The organism is Arthrobacter sp. MMS18-M83 (assembly GCF_026683955.1).
Taxonomy (GTDB): domain Bacteria; phylum Actinomycetota; class Actinomycetes; order Actinomycetales; family Micrococcaceae; genus Arthrobacter.
Map to the genome: position 1 here is coordinate 997,916 of NZ_CP113343.1, position 15,132 is coordinate 1,013,047.

At 64.2% G+C, this 15,132-nt stretch carries 11 protein-coding genes and 1 pseudogene; 5 read left to right on the top strand and 7 right to left on the bottom strand.

Annotation, left to right across the window (positions count from 1 at the left end):
- Window positions 1-121: 121 nt before the first annotated feature.
- The 5 genes and pseudogenes from OW521_RS04730 to OW521_RS04750 all read left to right on the top strand — a co-directional run.
- Window positions 122-574, top strand: coding sequence for a hypothetical protein (locus tag OW521_RS04730; protein WP_268023395.1), 453 nt, complete (start codon window positions 122-124; stop codon window positions 572-574).
- 202 nt (window positions 575-776) lie between these two features.
- Complete coding sequence (locus OW521_RS04735) at window positions 777-1,157, top strand: LexA family protein (RefSeq protein WP_268023397.1); 381 nt, start codon at window positions 777-779, stop codon at window positions 1,155-1,157.
- A gap of 194 nt (window positions 1,158-1,351) precedes the next feature.
- Entirely contained in the window at window positions 1,352-2,920 is a 1,569-nt protein-coding gene (istA, locus tag OW521_RS04740) for an IS21 family transposase (protein WP_268020404.1), read from the top strand.
- Window positions 2,910-3,698, top strand: coding sequence for an ATP-binding protein (locus OW521_RS04745; RefSeq protein WP_326493961.1), 789 nt, complete (start codon window positions 2,910-2,912; stop codon window positions 3,696-3,698). The genes istA and OW521_RS04745 overlap by 11 nt, the downstream gene beginning before the upstream one ends.
- Window positions 3,699-3,869: 171 nt before the next feature.
- Window positions 3,870-3,971, top strand: a pseudogene (locus OW521_RS04750) (LexA family transcriptional regulator); the annotation flags it as partial.
- A gap of 245 nt (window positions 3,972-4,216) precedes the next feature.
- Here OW521_RS04750 and OW521_RS04755 read toward each other — a convergent pair.
- From OW521_RS04755 to OW521_RS04785, 7 genes are all read right to left on the bottom strand, one after another.
- On the bottom strand, window positions 4,217-4,384 hold the full coding sequence (locus OW521_RS04755) for a hypothetical protein (RefSeq protein ID WP_268023398.1): 168 nt from the start codon (window positions 4,382-4,384) through the stop codon (window positions 4,217-4,219).
- 541 nt (window positions 4,385-4,925) lie between these two features.
- On the bottom strand, window positions 4,926-9,341 hold the full coding sequence (locus tag OW521_RS04760; RefSeq protein ID WP_268023399.1) for an RHS repeat domain-containing protein: 4,416 nt from the start codon (window positions 9,339-9,341) through the stop codon (window positions 4,926-4,928).
- A gap of 266 nt (window positions 9,342-9,607) precedes the next feature.
- On the bottom strand, window positions 9,608-10,045 hold the full coding sequence (locus tag OW521_RS04765) for a hypothetical protein (protein WP_268023400.1): 438 nt from the start codon (window positions 10,043-10,045) through the stop codon (window positions 9,608-9,610).
- Window positions 10,042-12,144: a hypothetical protein gene (locus tag OW521_RS04770; protein ID WP_268023401.1), complete on the bottom strand. Its 2,103-nt coding sequence runs from the start codon at window positions 12,142-12,144 to the stop codon at window positions 10,042-10,044. Before OW521_RS04770 ends, OW521_RS04765 begins: the two co-directional genes overlap by 4 nt.
- Window positions 12,141-12,743 carry a hypothetical protein gene (locus OW521_RS04775; protein ID WP_268023403.1) on the bottom strand — a complete coding sequence of 201 codons (603 nt, stop codon included), beginning with the start codon at window positions 12,741-12,743 and terminating at the stop codon, window positions 12,141-12,143. Before OW521_RS04775 ends, OW521_RS04770 begins: the two co-directional genes overlap by 4 nt.
- A gap of 49 nt (window positions 12,744-12,792) precedes the next feature.
- Window positions 12,793-13,599: a hypothetical protein gene (locus tag OW521_RS04780; protein WP_268023405.1), complete on the bottom strand. Its 807-nt coding sequence runs from the start codon at window positions 13,597-13,599 to the stop codon at window positions 12,793-12,795.
- A 2-nt stretch (window positions 13,600-13,601) separates the two neighbouring features.
- Window positions 13,602-15,125, bottom strand: a complete 1,524-nt coding sequence (locus OW521_RS04785) for a site-specific integrase (protein WP_268023407.1) — start codon at window positions 15,123-15,125, stop codon at window positions 13,602-13,604.
- Window positions 15,126-15,132 lie beyond the last annotated feature (7 nt).

Consider the following 15,132-nt stretch of genomic DNA (forward strand, 5'->3'; position numbering starts at 1 on the left):
AGGGCGGGCCGGAGCCCTGCGACGGACAGCGCTGGACCCAACAGCCGGCCGCGCCAGCGGACGCCCGAACGGGTGCGAGCCCTGCGAGCATGCCTTGAGCGCGCGGGCCTAGATTGATGGTGTGAGCGATGAACTGGTGATCAGGCAGGTCTGGCCGGTACCGCGCGGGCATTCGGTGCTCTCGCCGTTTGAGGCATCGGAGGACTTCACGCAGGCCTGCTGGCAGGCGAACGAAGTCATCGTTGCCTCCCCCTCGGACCTGTTCTACACCTTCACCAGGGCCGGGGAGGAAGTCGTCCGCCTGATCGTCGTCGATCACCCGGACGTGGATCCCGGCTACGGCGTCCCGGAAGCGGCGGAAGGTCTGGAGATTGATTTCATGGAAGTCGCCGAAGGCCGCCGCCGCCAAGGTTTTGGCACACAGGCCATCGAGCTGCTGCGCCGGCAGCATCCCGGCCGTCTCGTGTTCGCCAGGCCGCCTGAAAGCGAGGACGCGTTCTGGCAGTCCCTGGGCTGGGACCACGTACGCCATTCCCGGAATGGGGACTATCCCCCGCTGTTCCTGAAGCGCTGACCACAACCGGCGGCCAGCCTAAGTCGCGTTGTCCGGGTTGTGCCCATTGGGGTCAGGTGGAGCCCTCCGCGCAGCTCAAAGCTGTCCCCATTGTGCACAACCCGCCCCGTGCCGGGGCCGAGCGGGAACGCAGGTGCCTTGAATGTCCGGGCCAGGGGCTACACTGAATGAATCGAACATATATTCGAATAAAAGGTGTGTTGTGGGCGTTATTGTCGGTCCCCGCGTGATAGAGGCGGGTGTGTCGTTGTTGTCGGTACTGGTCTCTCCGGTGCCGGTTGCGGCGGGGTTCCCGTCGCCGGCGCAGGACTACTTTGATGGCCGGATCGACCTGAACGAGCATCTGATCAAGGACATCACCAGCACCTATGTGGTGCGGGTGTGCGGGGAGTCGATGGAAGGCGCCGGGATCAGCGACGGCGATGAGCTGATCGTGAACCGTGCTCTGGAACCGGTGGACGGGTCCGTGGTCGTCGCGGTTCTGGACGGGGAGCTGACGATCAAGCGGCTGCGGATCACCCCGGCCGGGGTGGTGCTTGTAAGCGGCAACTTTAAACTGACCGGAGACGGCAAAACTGATTGACCGTTCGCGGCAGTGGTTTTGACCAGCGGCGGCAAGCATTTTTGAACAGCAGTCGGCCACTACGGGTGGCTTGGCGTGCCGGGATTCCCCCTTGTCCATTCCTCGTGTCGTTACGGGGAGAGCCCCTTCCTTCCGCGGTGAAATGGCGATGCCAATCGTGTATTTCACCCGTTGCGGGAAGGAAGGGGCTCGTTATGAAGTCTCCAGGAGAGTTCATGGAAATTTTAGCTGCTTACGATTTGACCCGGTCCTACCGGGATGCCGCGAAGATCTGCGGCGTTTCACACAATACGGTGCGCTCTTATGTGAAGGCCCGTCAGGAAGGCGCGCAGGCGCCGGTGGCCCGGCACCGCGGCCGGATGACCGACCCGTTCCTGCCGCAGATGATCTCCTGGGTCGAGCAGTCCCGTGGGAAGATCCGCGGTGATGTCGTGCATGAGAAGCTCCTCGCTCTAGGGTTCACCGGGTGTGAGCGGACAACCAGGACAACGCTGGCTGAACTGAAGGCCAAATACCGGGCCCGGAACGTGCGCGTGCACCGGCCCTGGACGCCGGAGCCGGGTCTATGGCTCCAGTTCGACTACGGGGATGGCCCCGTGGTTGACGGTGTGAAGACCGTGTTGTTCGTCGCTTGGCTGGCCTTCTCGCGGTTCCGGATCGTGATCGCCTTGCGGGACAAGACCATGCCGAGCGTCTTCGCCGCCCTGGACCGGACGTTTAGGCTGATCGGCGGGATCCCGACCTACATTTTGACTGACAACGAGAAGACGGTCACGATCGAGCACGTCGCCGGAATCCCCGTGCGGAACGCGCAGATCGTGGCGTTTTCCAGGCACTATTCGACGTCCATGCAGACGTGCATCCCGGCCGACCCGGCCTCCAAGGGCGGGGTCGAGAACGCGGTCAAGATCGCCAAAGCCGACCTCGTCCCCAAAGAGACGAACCTGCTGCCCGAGTACCGGTCCTTCGCCGAGCTGGAGGCTGCGTGTGAGGCGTTCATGGAGGAGGTGAACTCGCGGGTTCACCGGGCCACTCTGGAGATCCCCAAGGACATGCTCCGCGTTCTCGAACGTCCCCGGCTGCACCCGGTCCCGGAAACCCCCGTCACGGCCAGTTTCGGCCACACCCGCCAGGTCCCGCCGAACACGCCCATGATCACCTTTCAGCAGTCCCGGTACTCCGTCCCGCACACCCTGATGGGTGAGATGGTCTGGGTCCGCGGCACCGAGACCGAGGTCGTCATCGTCCACGTCGGGGACGCCGGCCCGGTGGAGGTCGCACGGCACCAGCTCACCCGCCCAGGGACCCCGGCGATCATCGACGCCCATTTCCCGCCGGCCCCGTCCGGTGCCCTCGAACGGGTCATCCGCCCCACCAACAAGGCCGAGGAAGAGTTCCTGGCCATCGGCGCCGGCGCCGCGCTCTGGCTCAAGGAAGCCGCCGCTGCCGGAACCCAGAAGATCCGGCACAAAATGGAACGCGCCGTCACCCTGGCCAAGGTCCTGGGCGCCGGCGAGGTCGACAAGGGCCTCGGGGCGGCAGCGGTGCACCAGCGCTTCACCCACGAGGACCTGTGCTCCATCGTCAATACCGCCGGCGGCACAGGCCACACAACCGGCACCACCCGCACCGTCACCGACCAGGGCCAATGGTTGAGCCAGGGCACCGGCTCCTGGGCGAATTTCGGCACGACACCCACGACCGCCCCGACCACCGATCCAGTCGTTGACGGCGATTTTGAAGGAGCCCTCGATGAGCGCTGACACCATGTCCCCGCCCCTGACCGACGCGGCGGTGGAGCAGGTGATCGCGCTTATGCGCACGACCCGGATGCCGCACGCCCGCGCCGTCGTCGCCGATGTCCTGGCCACCGCGAAAGCCCAGCGCTGGGACCCCACCGAGGTCGTCCGTGTCCTGCTCGAAGCCGAAGCCACCGGTCGGAACGCCTCGATGCTGGCCACCCGGCGCAAACGCGCAGGTTTCCCCTCCGGGAAGACCTTCGATGTCTGGGACGAGGCTCTGTCCACCCTCCCGGCCGCAACGACATCGTTCCTGCGGACGCTGGAATGGGTGCGGCGGCGGGAGAACCTGATCGCGTGCGGGCCCTCCGGCACCGGCAAAACCCTGCTGCTGGAGTCCTTGGGCCAGCAGGCCATCGACCAGGGCATGTCCGTGTCCTGGCTGAGCATGGAAGACCTCGGTGCGCTCGTGCGCCGGCACCGCATCGATGACAGCGTGAACAAAGCCATCACCCGGGCCACCAACGTGGATTTGATCTGCATCGATGACATCGGCCTGCTGCCGGTTTCCGCGGACTCGGCCGAGGGCTTCTACCGCGTCGTGGAGGCCTCCTACGAGAAGCGGTCCCTGGCGATCAGCTCGAACATCCACCCCTCCGGGTTCGATGAGCTCATGCCCAAAACCATCGCCACCGCGACCGTTGACCGGCTTCTCCACCACGCCCACCTCTGCCAAACCAGCGGCGAGTCCGTCCGGCTCATGCAAGCCCAGAACGGGAAAGGAACCCGCCCCATGAACTAACCCCAAACCCTGGTCAGGCGCACTGAAACCCGGCATGCCCGGGGCGCCTGACCCTGTCCAAAAATACTTGCCGCGACCGGTCAATCACTTGCCGCCAGCGGTCAAACCAACATGCCGCCACCGGTCAAACCAACATGCCGCCACCGGTCACTTCTAAGTTGCCGTTGACAGGTGCTGCAGGCGGAGAATCCTGCCTATCCGGACATCCGCGTCCCGGCGTTGTCGGACCTGGTTATTTGGGGTGTGGCCACCCGATGCCTTCATTACGTTTAGGGCGGGGCCATGTCTAAGCCGGCTGTGATGCGGCGGATGCCGCAGATCGCGCATGTGGATGTGAATTTTCACTTCCCTCAAGAGTGTTGTTGTACGGCGCAACGTCCAAAGGGCGTCAGGTCGGGATCGGGGTCTAACGAGAGCCTCTCGCAGGCCGGCTCCTCGCAATACCAGCGGTACTTGGACCATAGGACCTCCACGGGTCCGGCGACGGGAATGTCCCGGATCCGCTGAAGCGGCGTTCCTTACGCCGTGACGCGACCGACCCCGCACGTGGGGCAGCCCGGCGGCTGGCCGGTCTCAGCGATGATCTGCCGGCATCCGGCAGTGATGGTGGTGGAGATGACAGGGTAGTCAGGCAGGTTGAAGAAGATGGTGGCAGCATCGGCCGCGACCCCGATAGCCTCGTTCAAGGCTCGTGGTCCTGTTCCAGGTTGAATGCTTAGACACACTCATCCCAGCAGGGCCACGGGCACTCTTGTCTTCAACGACACGAACTCAATTCCCCACGACCCACGAAGAGCCCATATAAGGCCTTTTTCGACATGATGGCTTCATGGTCACTAACCCTTCCCCGCTCAATAAGAAGCAAGTCGAAGCCCTGCAGTGGATCCGTAATGGCCGCCTGAAAGGCATTTACGCGACGGGGTACCATCACAGGATCATTGCGAGGGCACTTGAGCGACGATGTCTGATGGAGATCAACGCGACCTCAGGATGGACTCTTTGTACGAAGTCTCATGATTCCGACGATCGTGAAAACTATGCCAAAGAGCACCGTTGACAGTCCAGGCATAATTTTTCCGGTTGACAAGATCTGAGCAGTGCCGCTGATAATTCCGACAGCTGAAAGACAGATGAACCCATACCCAATGATGGTGTTCTGTCGTGAACGCTTAGGAGGCTGGTCCAAACCTTTTCCCTTCTCTGGTGGAGATGTAATGCGTCCGCTGATCATGAGGAACAGTCCTGAGATTGTTGGTATAACTCGTACGCGAAATCGATTCCGGCCAAAACAAAATCGGTTTCAGCCGGTATTAGCAAATCACCTAGCAGTCCAGATGCTACATCTGCGAGAATAGCGCCAGCGGCAAATAGAACGACGCCTCCAGCAACTAATGCAGACAGCGCCGCGAACCCACAGTCAATCGAGTCCAAACCTGTCGGGTCTGTCGAGTTGACAGGGTTGCATTGAACATAACCGTATCGGTTGGCCTCTCGGTTGCTTGGATCTGCCTGGGTGAAGCGGCCTACTGAGGCGTCATAGTAGCGGGCTCCGAACTTCGTGTATCCGGTGGTGGCGTCTTTGTACCCGGCGGCGTATTGCCATGGATTTACTCCCGCTTGTGTGCCTGTCGCGCTGGTGTTTCCCCAGGAGTCGTAGGCGTAGCTCGCGGCGGAGGCCTGGGTGCTGTCGGTCAAGAGGATGGTGGAGCCGAGGGCGTCGGTCGTGTAGTAGAAGCTTGCCCCGCTGCTGCTGTTCCTCATGCTGACTAGTGTGCCGTTGGGGTCGCGGATGAAGGAAGTGGTTGCGCCGCCCGTTGTTTGTTGGGTGATGCCGAGGGTTCCGTTGAGGAAGCTGGTGGCTCCGGCGGTGAGGCGTTCGTCGTTGCGTGGTCCGGCGTAGCTGAAGTTGGTGGTGGTTCCGTTGGTGTAGCCGGTGAGTTGGTCGAAGGTGTTGTAGGACTGTGTGGCGGCGCCCGCTGTGGTGGTGTTGCCGTTGGCGTCATAGGCGTAGCTCGTGGCCCCGGTGGGGGCTGTGGTGCAGGTGCCGGTGCTGGCGCCGGTCCAGCAGAGCTGGTCGGCGGCGTTGAACGCGGCGTACACGGTTGCGGCGCCGGTCTTGGTGGCCTGGGTGCGGTTGCTGTTGGCGTCGTAGGCCCAGGTTTCGGTGGTGGTTCCGGTGATGGCTGAGGTGAGGCGGTTGAGTTTGTCGTAACCGTAGGTGGTCGCGAGGCTGCCGTTAGGGGTCATCGTGGTGCGCAGGGCCCCATTCCCGCTTTGGGTGTAGGTGTAGGTGCTGCTGGCCAGGGTGGTGGCGCTGCTGTTCTTGGCCGAGATGGACAGGATCTTTCCTGCGTTGTCGTACACGGTGGTGTTGGTGACCCCATTGGGGTACTGGGTGGTGGTGCGCCGGTTGGCGTTGTCGTACCCGAAGCCGGTGCACATCGTGGCGTTCGGGAAGGCCGGGCTTGCCGGGCAGGACCCGCCGGGTTCGGCCAGGGAGATCAGCCGGTTCGCGGCGTCGTAGCCGTAGGTTACGGTGCCGAGCGGATCGACGTAGGTGAGGATGTTCGAGGCTCCGTCGTACGTGACCGTGGTGGTGGTCCCGCCGATGGCCTTGCTCGTGGGCCGGTTCTGGGCATCCCAGGCGTACGTGGTGGTCCCGGCTGCGTCGACGCGTGTGGTGAGGTTGCCGGCGGCGTCGTAGGTGTAGGTGACGCAGGTTGCGGCCACGCAGGTGGCGCCGTAGCGGATTTGGGTGAGGCGGTCGTTGGCGTCGTAAGTGTAGGTGGCGGTCTGGCTCTTGCCGTCCGTGGCGGTGGCGATCCGTCCTGCAGCGTCGTAGGTGTAGGTGATGGTGCCCAGCGGCGCGGGCCTGGTCACTGTGATCGGGTTGCCGGCACTGTCGTAGGTGTAGCTGGTGGTGTTGCCGTTGCCGTCCGTGGACCGGCAGAGCTCGCCGGCTTTGGCGCCGCAGTATGTGGGTACGCTGTCTTGCTCGTAGAAGCGCTGCGGGGTGCCCCCGAGGTTATCCGGGGTAAGGATCTTGGAAGGCTCCTTGGTGTTCGCGTCGTACTGGATCGTGCTCGTGTTGCCTTCACTGTTGGTAGTCGTAGCGGGCCGGTAATTCAGCAGCGGGTCCCCGGTCGCCGTCGGATAGGTGAAGGATACGGACCCTGCCGTGCCGCTGGAGCCGGCCAGCGGGGAGGTGATCTTGGTGATGCTGTTGTTCGCGTTGTACGTCGTCGTGGCGGTCTGGCTCATCCCGTTGACGCTGGTGAGCCGGTTGTCGTGGCCATCGAAGGTGAATTGGTTTGTGTGTCCATTCGGGTCAGTGACCGTCGTGACGTGGGTTTTACTCGCGTCGAGGGTATAGGTGGTTTGCTTGCTGTTCGGGTCGGTGAGGTAGGACAGGGTCGGGCCGGTGTTGTGGGTGAGGGTCCAGGTCGCGGCTGCTGGGGATCCTTGGCCGTAGGTGATGGTGTTGACCCAGTTGTCAGCCGCGTACGCCAGAGCGGTGACGTTGCTGCGGCCGCCGGTGATGGAGGTCAGTTTGCCGTTGGTGTAGGTGAAGGTGGTGACCGCGCCGGTCGCGTCGGTGATCTTGGACATTTGGCCCTGCCCTCCGCCGTATTCGATGTTCACGGTCCGGTTCAGCGAGTTGTCCGTGATCGAGGAGGGCTGGTTCAGGTTCCGGGTGTCGTTGTAAGCGTAGGTGAAGAACCTGCCCTGGGTGTCCGAGGTCTGATTGAGCAGACCGTTGCTGTAGTAGTAGTCGACGTGGTTCGGGTTCAGTGCTTGCGAGTCGAAGGACTTGCCCAGCTCGAAGTTGCCGCTGTTGTCCCAATATTCGTTGGTGATGCCGGTGTCATTGAACCGCAGATCGAACACACCGCTCTGGGTCTGGGTGAGGGAGGCGTTCAACCCGGGGGCCATGGTGTAGGTGGAGCCGGAGAGGACGAAGGTGTACCAGCCGCCGTCCGGGGCGATATAGATCATGTTCCCCGTGGACGGATCGGCCCGCATTCCGGATTCGAGCTTGCCCATGGACAAGGTGGGGCGCTGGTCGTATTTGCTGTTGTACCGCCAGGCGACATTCACGTCCTGGCCGATGCCCCGGACGTTGAACAGCCGACCGGTGAGTACGACGTTGCCATTGGTCGGGTTCACCTCGAGCTTGGAAGAGTCGGTAAGGGAATGGCTGACCATGGAGGCCGTGGCACGGGATCCGGAACCTGTCCCGTCGGAAGTGACTGGTGGCAGCAGGTTCGCGTTGCTGAACCAGCCTTGGGAATCGATGATGATGTTCACGGAACTGCTGCCGGCATTGAAGACCTTGATTTTGCCCGTGGTGGCGCTGGGCCGGACTATCACGACGTTCGAGGCGGAGTCCGAGCTGTAATTGACCGTGCTCAGGTTCGGTTCAGGCTCGTCCGAGGGCCAGACGCGCAGGTACCCGAAGCCGGAAGAGAGCGGGGTGATGTTCATCATGACGCCGGCGACGTTGGTTGAGGCGGCGGGCAGTCCGCCTACTCCGGCGATCTGGACCTCGATCGTGGTGTTGGCGGGGATTGCGGTATTCGGGGCCAGGCGGGAATCGTAGAGCCGTGATTCGACCGTGGTGAAAGAGCTCGACGAAGAGACCTGGCCATCGAAGTACCCTTGGATGTCGATGAGAACGTTCACTCCCGGGGTGACGGATGCCCAATGCTTGATGTCCGTCACGCCCGCGGCGTTCAGATTCAGGACCGCGCCAATTGCCGTGGTCTGGTTGCCGCGGAAGTTGATCGTCGTCCCCGGATCGCTTCCGTTGGCGAACCAGCCCCCTGGAAGTGTTGCGAAGATGGGGTTGGAGGGGTCGGTGCTGATCACTGTGATGTTGGCGAAGACAGCGGTCGCCGTGTCCGGGACCCCGCCTTTGCCTTTCAAGGTCACGGACTTGACTGCCGTCCCGGTCCAGGCGCCGGCCGGAAAGCCGGTCCCGTTACGGGTATCGACCACCCGCGACGTCGGCACGGACACGAAACCGCCCGGGGCCGGAGTGCTGCCCGAGGTGAAATAGCCCTGCACGTCAACAATGAACTGCTGCGAGGTGCTGGAGTAGAGAGCGAGCTTCCCGTCGCTGCCTACCGCGATGGCGGCTGAGTTCGAGATCGTGTCCCCGGTGCCGGAGAACAGTACGGTGGTGTCATGGTGGCGTCCGCTGTTGGGCACGAGCTGCGCCGCGTTGGGCTGGGTTCCATTCACGATGGTCAAGCTCACCAGGACAGTGGCGACACCTGTGACCGGGACCCCTGCCTGGCCCAGGATCTGAAAGGGATACCAGGTACCTGCGGCCACAGGGCCGGTGATCCCGCCCAGCCCGCTGCGGGTGTCCACGGCACGGCCCTGGCCCTCCACCGGGTAGAACACGCCGGCCTGTACTGAGGGGGTCGACTGCATCGGCGCTAGGGCTGGCGCTTGGGCTGAGGCCAGCCCAAGCGGCCCCGATTGTGTGGAAGCGGGTGCGGCGAATGCCGGGGCGCTGAGCCCGTACACGCCAAGCGCGGCCGCAACAATTGCGGCAATAAGGATCCTGAAGGTCAGGAAAACGACGGACATAGGCTGGAAAAAGGCAGGCTCGCGCCGGCTCCTGGCAATGGACATCCCCCACGGACTTTCTACGAAAAAGCCCCCACTGCGTTCATCAACGAAAAGCCAGGAGCCTCGAGACCAATGATGGGACGAGGCTAAATTACCCGCGAATAGTAAGCAAGCTTTTTATTCATGACAAAAAGTGTAAAGTTGATCGGCGAAAGCGGTCTCAAAGCTGAGAACGGGCCAGATCTCTCGCTGAAAAATGCTCTACTGCGACCTTCGGTTCGAACATGCCGTGCCCGCGCAGACTCGCCGGCGCGCAAAATGGTCTAAGGTCAGGCGTTCTCAAAGTCTTTGGGATTGCCATGGCCAGGCCGACCTCCCGGACGCAGTGGCGTGACGTTGCCGGAGGACCGCAGCCGGTCCAGTAGCCGGTCGCGTTCTTCGGTGACTGCCAGCAATGCCGCGGCGTAGTTGCGCAGTTGTCGGGCCAGCGCGTCGCGTTCCTGGGCGAGTCGGCCTGCGCGTTCTCGCTCCTCGGCGAGTTGCGTGCGTAGAGCATCGACTTCAGGTTTGCTCCGATTGATCTGCCGCGCACGTTCTTGGAAGGCTGCGTTGATGTCCGGGTTGGCGAGGGTTAATCGGTGCCGTTTGACCCCTGCCAGTTCGGCCAGGCGAACGCCGGTCAGCGGCCCGGTTGCGCGGCCTTCCAGGAGGTCGTCGGCGGCTTTCTGAAGTGCTTCGCGGATGGTGTTGGGATCAGCGTGTGTCATCCTCGTCCTTGCTCGTGGTCGTTAATGATTCCGTTGAGGCGGTCACTAACCTGCCGGGTGCGTTCGTAACGGATCGGGGGCGCGAGTCTGTCTTGGGCGAGCCGGTCCAGGGTGGCTTGGAGTTCGAGGATGTCGTTGTCGGTGCGGGCGATGTTGGTGCAGGCGCTGCGGCACTGGCCGAGGTTCGGGCTGTTCGCTTGCCGCGCACAGAGCGCTGTTGCCTGGTCGAAGACGCAATGCAGTCCATCGCCTTTGAAGATCTGCAGTGACGGGTCCTGAAGGAGCTTCTCGGCTTGGCGGCGGGTGGGGAGGGTCCGGCCGGCGAACTTCGCGGCGGCACCGCTGGTGCGTTCGCGTAGCTTGTCTGCGGCGGGGCCGCTGACGTTCCCGCCGGCCTTGAGGTAGCCATCGATGTTCGTGATCCGCTCGATGCGCTCCAGCCATCGCTCCATGGCGAGCTCATTGGGGAACCCGGAGTCGTAGCTGCCGGAGTATCCCTGCGTCACGAGGTCGGCAACATGACCGTATTGGATGGCAGCGGCCACCAGGCCACGGGGGCGCCGGACGATGTGCCAGGCGAGGGTGCGGCGGAAGCGGCTGGGAGTGATGCGACCATCCGGATCCTCCGGGATGCGGTCCCTGCGCTGACTATCCTGACAGTACTCGTTGACCCAGCGGACGAAGGAGGCGATGTCACAGGTGGTCTTCGCGGTGGTCTGCCCGTTGCCGGCACGTCCGTCGGTTCGCCCGGTGGTCCAGCGCACGGCCTGCGGGCGCAAGGTACGCGGGAAGAGCAGGTCCATGGAATGGAGTCGTTCGAGCACGTCGACAGCGTGGGCGGCCAGCGGGTGGACGATCCAGGGGTTGTGCCGTGGCTGCCCCTCGGGGGCTTTGCTTCCTTCAGGGGTGCGCGCGCCCTTCCATCTGGTGCCGTGTAGTTCATGCAGGTTCGTCCGAGGATCCTGTCGGTGGCATTGTCGCTGTAGGTTCAGCACCTCGCCGGGGCGCATGCCGGACAGGTAGGCGATGACGATGAAGCAGGCGGTCTGCAGGTGCACTGCCAGCGGAACGGCTTCCTCCCAGGCGATGAAGGGGTCGTGCCAGAGGCGTCCGTCCAGCTGCGCCGTGCATCTGACCGTGAGGTAGCTTCCGGCGTCCACGGTCAAGCCGCTGCCCTCGACGATCTCTCGATCGTAGAGGGTGTGGGTGGAGCCTACGAATCCGGTGAGCCTGGCCAGATGGGTCCAGTTGATGATGGGTTCACCGTCGGGCCCGGGCTGTCCAGGCAGACCCAGCCCCTGTTCCCGCAGGCCCTCGAGGACGGCGCGCAGGATTGGTTTGCGGGACCCTGTGGCTGGCGTTTGGCGGGCTGCTGCTGGGGTATGCCGGTGCCCGCTGCCGAGCAGTGCACAGTACTGGTGGTAGGCGGCGGTGATGTCGGGGGCGAAGTCCTCGATGAAGCGGATGGCCCAGGACAGCAGCGGGATGAGGGTCTTGTCGCCGATGCGCGGAGTGAGGTTTCCCGGTCTCTTGTGTCGGTGGGCAAGCAGGTCCCCGGCCGTTTCTTCCTGCCACGGAGAACCATCCGGCAGTCGGAGCCGGGGCGGCACGAGGTCCCGGTAGGCCCAGAGCCGTCTGGTTTCGGTGATGACCCGGCGCTTTTGGGCGAAACCGAGATCCGTTTCGCCCAGCTCGGCCAGGAACCGATCAAGCAATTGCGGGCTCGCGGCCTGGAGGGAGTTGTGGCCGTGCTCGTTGAACCAGGAGACGAGGCGCCGCAGGTGCGTCGGGACGTGGGAGATGCTGGAGAGGGCCAGAGGCCTGGGTGCGCTGGGTCCACCCTGCACGGCTCGAGGCGTCTCGTCGTTGATCAGAATCCAGAAATAGGCCTTCACCGGCTGCTGCCAGGCGGACGGGAAGTGGCGGAAATTGACGCTGTATTTCTGCGAATGGTCTTCGAAGATGGCTGGGGTGAGGTCCCAGACGGCGTCTGCGAAGCGGGAGAGCACAGCAGGGGAGGTACCTTCGCGGAGGGGGCGTCGGGCGAGTACCACGTCATCGTCGACCGGACTTGGTCGCTGCAGCAGATCGGGAATCATCGCAGGTCCAATCCGCCGTCCAGCACCATCTCGACCAGACGGCGGTCCTCGTTACTGGCTTGCTCGGCTGCAACCATGGGTCCGGTGTGCTGCCGCTCGAGCAGATCGGTCAGCTGCTCCGAAGGGATGGAGAAGCGTTCCTCCCACTCCGCGGCGGGAATCTCGGCGCGGCGCCGGGTGATGCTTTCGAGCATCACGGCCTGGATCGGAATGTGCCTGGGTTCGGAGCGTGCGTTCGGGCAGCCAAGGCACAGCAGGAACGAGGCACTGCACGCGGTCCCGGACGGTGTGTAGGGGCTGTTCGTGTGGTCGATGCAAGCGGCGGCCACCGTGTCCAGACGGCCTTCAAGCAGCAGCCGCAGGCGCTCCACGGTTGTTCCAAGCCTCCGCGCCGCCGGCTCGGGATCGTCCGACGCTTCCCGCGCTTCGGCGTCGGTGAGAACGAGGATGCTGTGGCTGACGCGGATGCGTTCCACCTCGCCGTGCAGCGCCTTGTCGACGATGACCTGGTATTCGGGCAGAGCGGTGGCGTCTTTGGCAAGGTATTGCGCCGCGAGCGTCGTCGCACTGTGGGCGACCGGGCGCTGATGGCGCTGCACGAACGCCAGCCTGAGTCGGCGCGAGTCCACCCGCGCGAGGAGGTCCCCGTCAGGGGTCCTCCCGCGCCACCACTCCAATGCGTGAGTGGGCAGCGCCCGGATCCGGGCCCCGCCTGGAATGCGGTCGGCCGGGCCCGTGGCGTGGAACACCAGAAGAGCGTCCGTGCCTGCCGGAGGTGTCGATCTTGCCGTCGCGGACCCGGGGCACATCCCCGGTGCGTGCCACCAGTGCGAGCAGCGCGCCACGGCGTCCAGCCTCCGCATCCGCGCCCGGCCCTGCTGTCTCCCATTCCTTGAGCTCCGCCTCCGCCTCCCGGATTCGGGTCAGCGCGGCACGGACCTCGGCTCGCGCGGCCCGCTGGATACGGCGCACTTCGGAATCGGTGTACGCGGACAGGGTCCGTGCCTGGGACGCTGGCCGGTGGGGCGCGTAGAGTGCTTCGCGGAATGCGGTCGGGAGGCCTTCGACCGGCCGGAAAATGACCCGGAGCACCTGAAGCAGGGAGTCCGCATAACGGGTATGCCGGATTCTGAACGGTGCGATGTGCGCAGGCGTCAGTGCACTGAGCGACTGCGGTGGGGTGGGCAGTTCCTTCAGACTGCGGGCGAAGATCCGGGCACCTGCGTACAGGGTCTTCACGGACTCCACGGTCTTTCGGGTCCCGGCCGGGCCGCAGGCGCGGGCGAAGCCCTTCGCGATGGCCCACTCGATCTCGGGTGCGAGACCGAGCCGACGGAATTCGAAGTCCTTTGCGGTTCCGCCGGACTCGGGCACAAAGCGGACAATGAGGCGCTCTCCCGCGTCGATGACGGCTTCGGGCCGCGTATACGGTCCCTTCGGCAGCGAGGCACGCATCCTCAGAGCTCCTTTTCGGTCTCATCGAGCAGCCGCACCCTGGGGTCGCTGGAGAGGACTGCGAGCAACGACTCCGCATCGAGAACCGATCTGCCGTACTCCAGCAGTAACCGGGCCTCCAGCCCCCGGAACGGCTCAAGGTAAACATTCTTCGTCGTGTTCACATCCGAGTGGCCCAGCATCGTCTGCACCAGCGACCAGGTATCGCCGAACTGCTCGCGCAGATCGCGTTGATGCTCGGCCTCCAGCCCGTCGACCTGCCGGGACCAGATGAGCCGTCCGACGGCGAACCAGCGCAGAGCGAAGCTGTGCCGCAACATATGGGGTCGGCATTCGAGCCGGTCGATGCCGGCCTTCCTCACGCGGGTGTTCGCGCGCGCAAAAGACTTATGCCACGCAGTCTTTGGCCTGGGGCTGCCGTCTTCGTTAAGCCACAGCATGGCCGGTTCAAGCCCGTCCGTGGTGCGCACCATCAGGCGAAGTCTCTCCCTCGGGGTCAGATCGTTGACCTGGACCGCCGAAAGGAAGGACTTCCCGCCACGAAATGTGCTCACTCTCAACACCCCGCGCCGGACCTCCTCGACGACCATCCGCCCACTCATCACCTCGTATAAGCCGCTCGCCCGGGCAGAGCGCACCGCTGTTGCACGCTCCGTCTCCCGGTAGGCTGCCACTTGCTCCAGCACGTCGCCCCGCAGCCAATAGGGATGCCCGTGCATCCCCTTCGCGCAGGCATCCGCCAGCCGGAACGACGCGTACTGGCTGTTCGGGACTTCGCGGTCCAGCTCAAGCACCAGGACGCTGCTCCATTCCTGCAGACGAAGCCCGCCACCGTACAAGCCGTCTGCGAAAGCCGCGTCCCGCGACTGGGAACGGGGACGCCACCTCGCACGCTCCGACCCCAGCGGCGTCAAACCGTGAATCCCGACATCGCGCCAGCGGCGGTATGCCCGCGGCGAAAGCCATTTGACGTCCGCTCCGCGGATTGTCGATGGCCGCAAATCCGTGCCGCGGGCGCCTCGTCCGGCCGAGGCCATCCGGAAGGCGCCTGCGTCAGCGGCGGGAATCAGCGGCGGGCCACCCATGACTCGGCTGGACCAGTCGTAGAACATGGTCAGCGCTGCGAGATCGCTGGCCCACGCCGAGCCGGAAATGCGGCGCGGGTTGCGTGGGTCGCTGCGGCGCCAGAACTTGAAATCCATGACATCGTCTTCGACCGTGGAATCCCAATCCTTGCCGCGCGCCGCGAGGAAGTTCACCCACACCGACAGTGAGTACGCGTACCTGCGATTCGTCGCTGCGGCGCGGTTGCGCATCTTCGCCCCGGCGAAGAATCGGTTCAAGGCCGCGTGGGGGGCTCCGGTCTTGTCGAGGAAGATCGGACGACCCGCCCACGGTAGCCATGCGCCCGACGCATCATGATCATCCGCCGATGCACCCAGCGCACGGTCAAGAAGTTTATCGCCTGCCCAATCGATCCGATCGGGGGCGAAGAAGACCTGCCACAACGTCCGCTCATCCGTCATGCGCCCA

Bases quoted from the DNA above. Each gene is read 5' to 3' on its own strand.
- istA (WP_268020404.1), top strand. From the start codon at position 1,352: ATGAAGTCTCCAGGAGAGTTCATGGAAATTTTAGCTGCTTACGATTTG.
- OW521_RS04745 (WP_326493961.1), top strand. From the start codon at position 2,910: ATGAGCGCTGACACCATGTCCCCGCCCCTGACCGACGCGGCGGTGGAG.
- OW521_RS04760 (WP_268023399.1), bottom strand. From the start codon at position 9,341: ATGTCCATTGCCAGGAGCCGGCGCGAGCCTGCCTTTTTCCAGCCTATG.
- OW521_RS04765 (WP_268023400.1), bottom strand. From the start codon at position 10,045: ATGACACACGCTGATCCCAACACCATCCGCGAAGCACTTCAGAAAGCC.
- OW521_RS04770 (WP_268023401.1), bottom strand. From the start codon at position 12,144: ATGATTCCCGATCTGCTGCAGCGACCAAGTCCGGTCGACGATGACGTG.
- OW521_RS04780 (WP_268023405.1), bottom strand. From the start codon at position 13,599: ATGCGTGCCTCGCTGCCGAAGGGACCGTATACGCGGCCCGAAGCCGTC.
- OW521_RS04785 (WP_268023407.1), bottom strand. From the start codon at position 15,125: ATGACGGATGAGCGGACGTTGTGGCAGGTCTTCTTCGCCCCCGATCGG.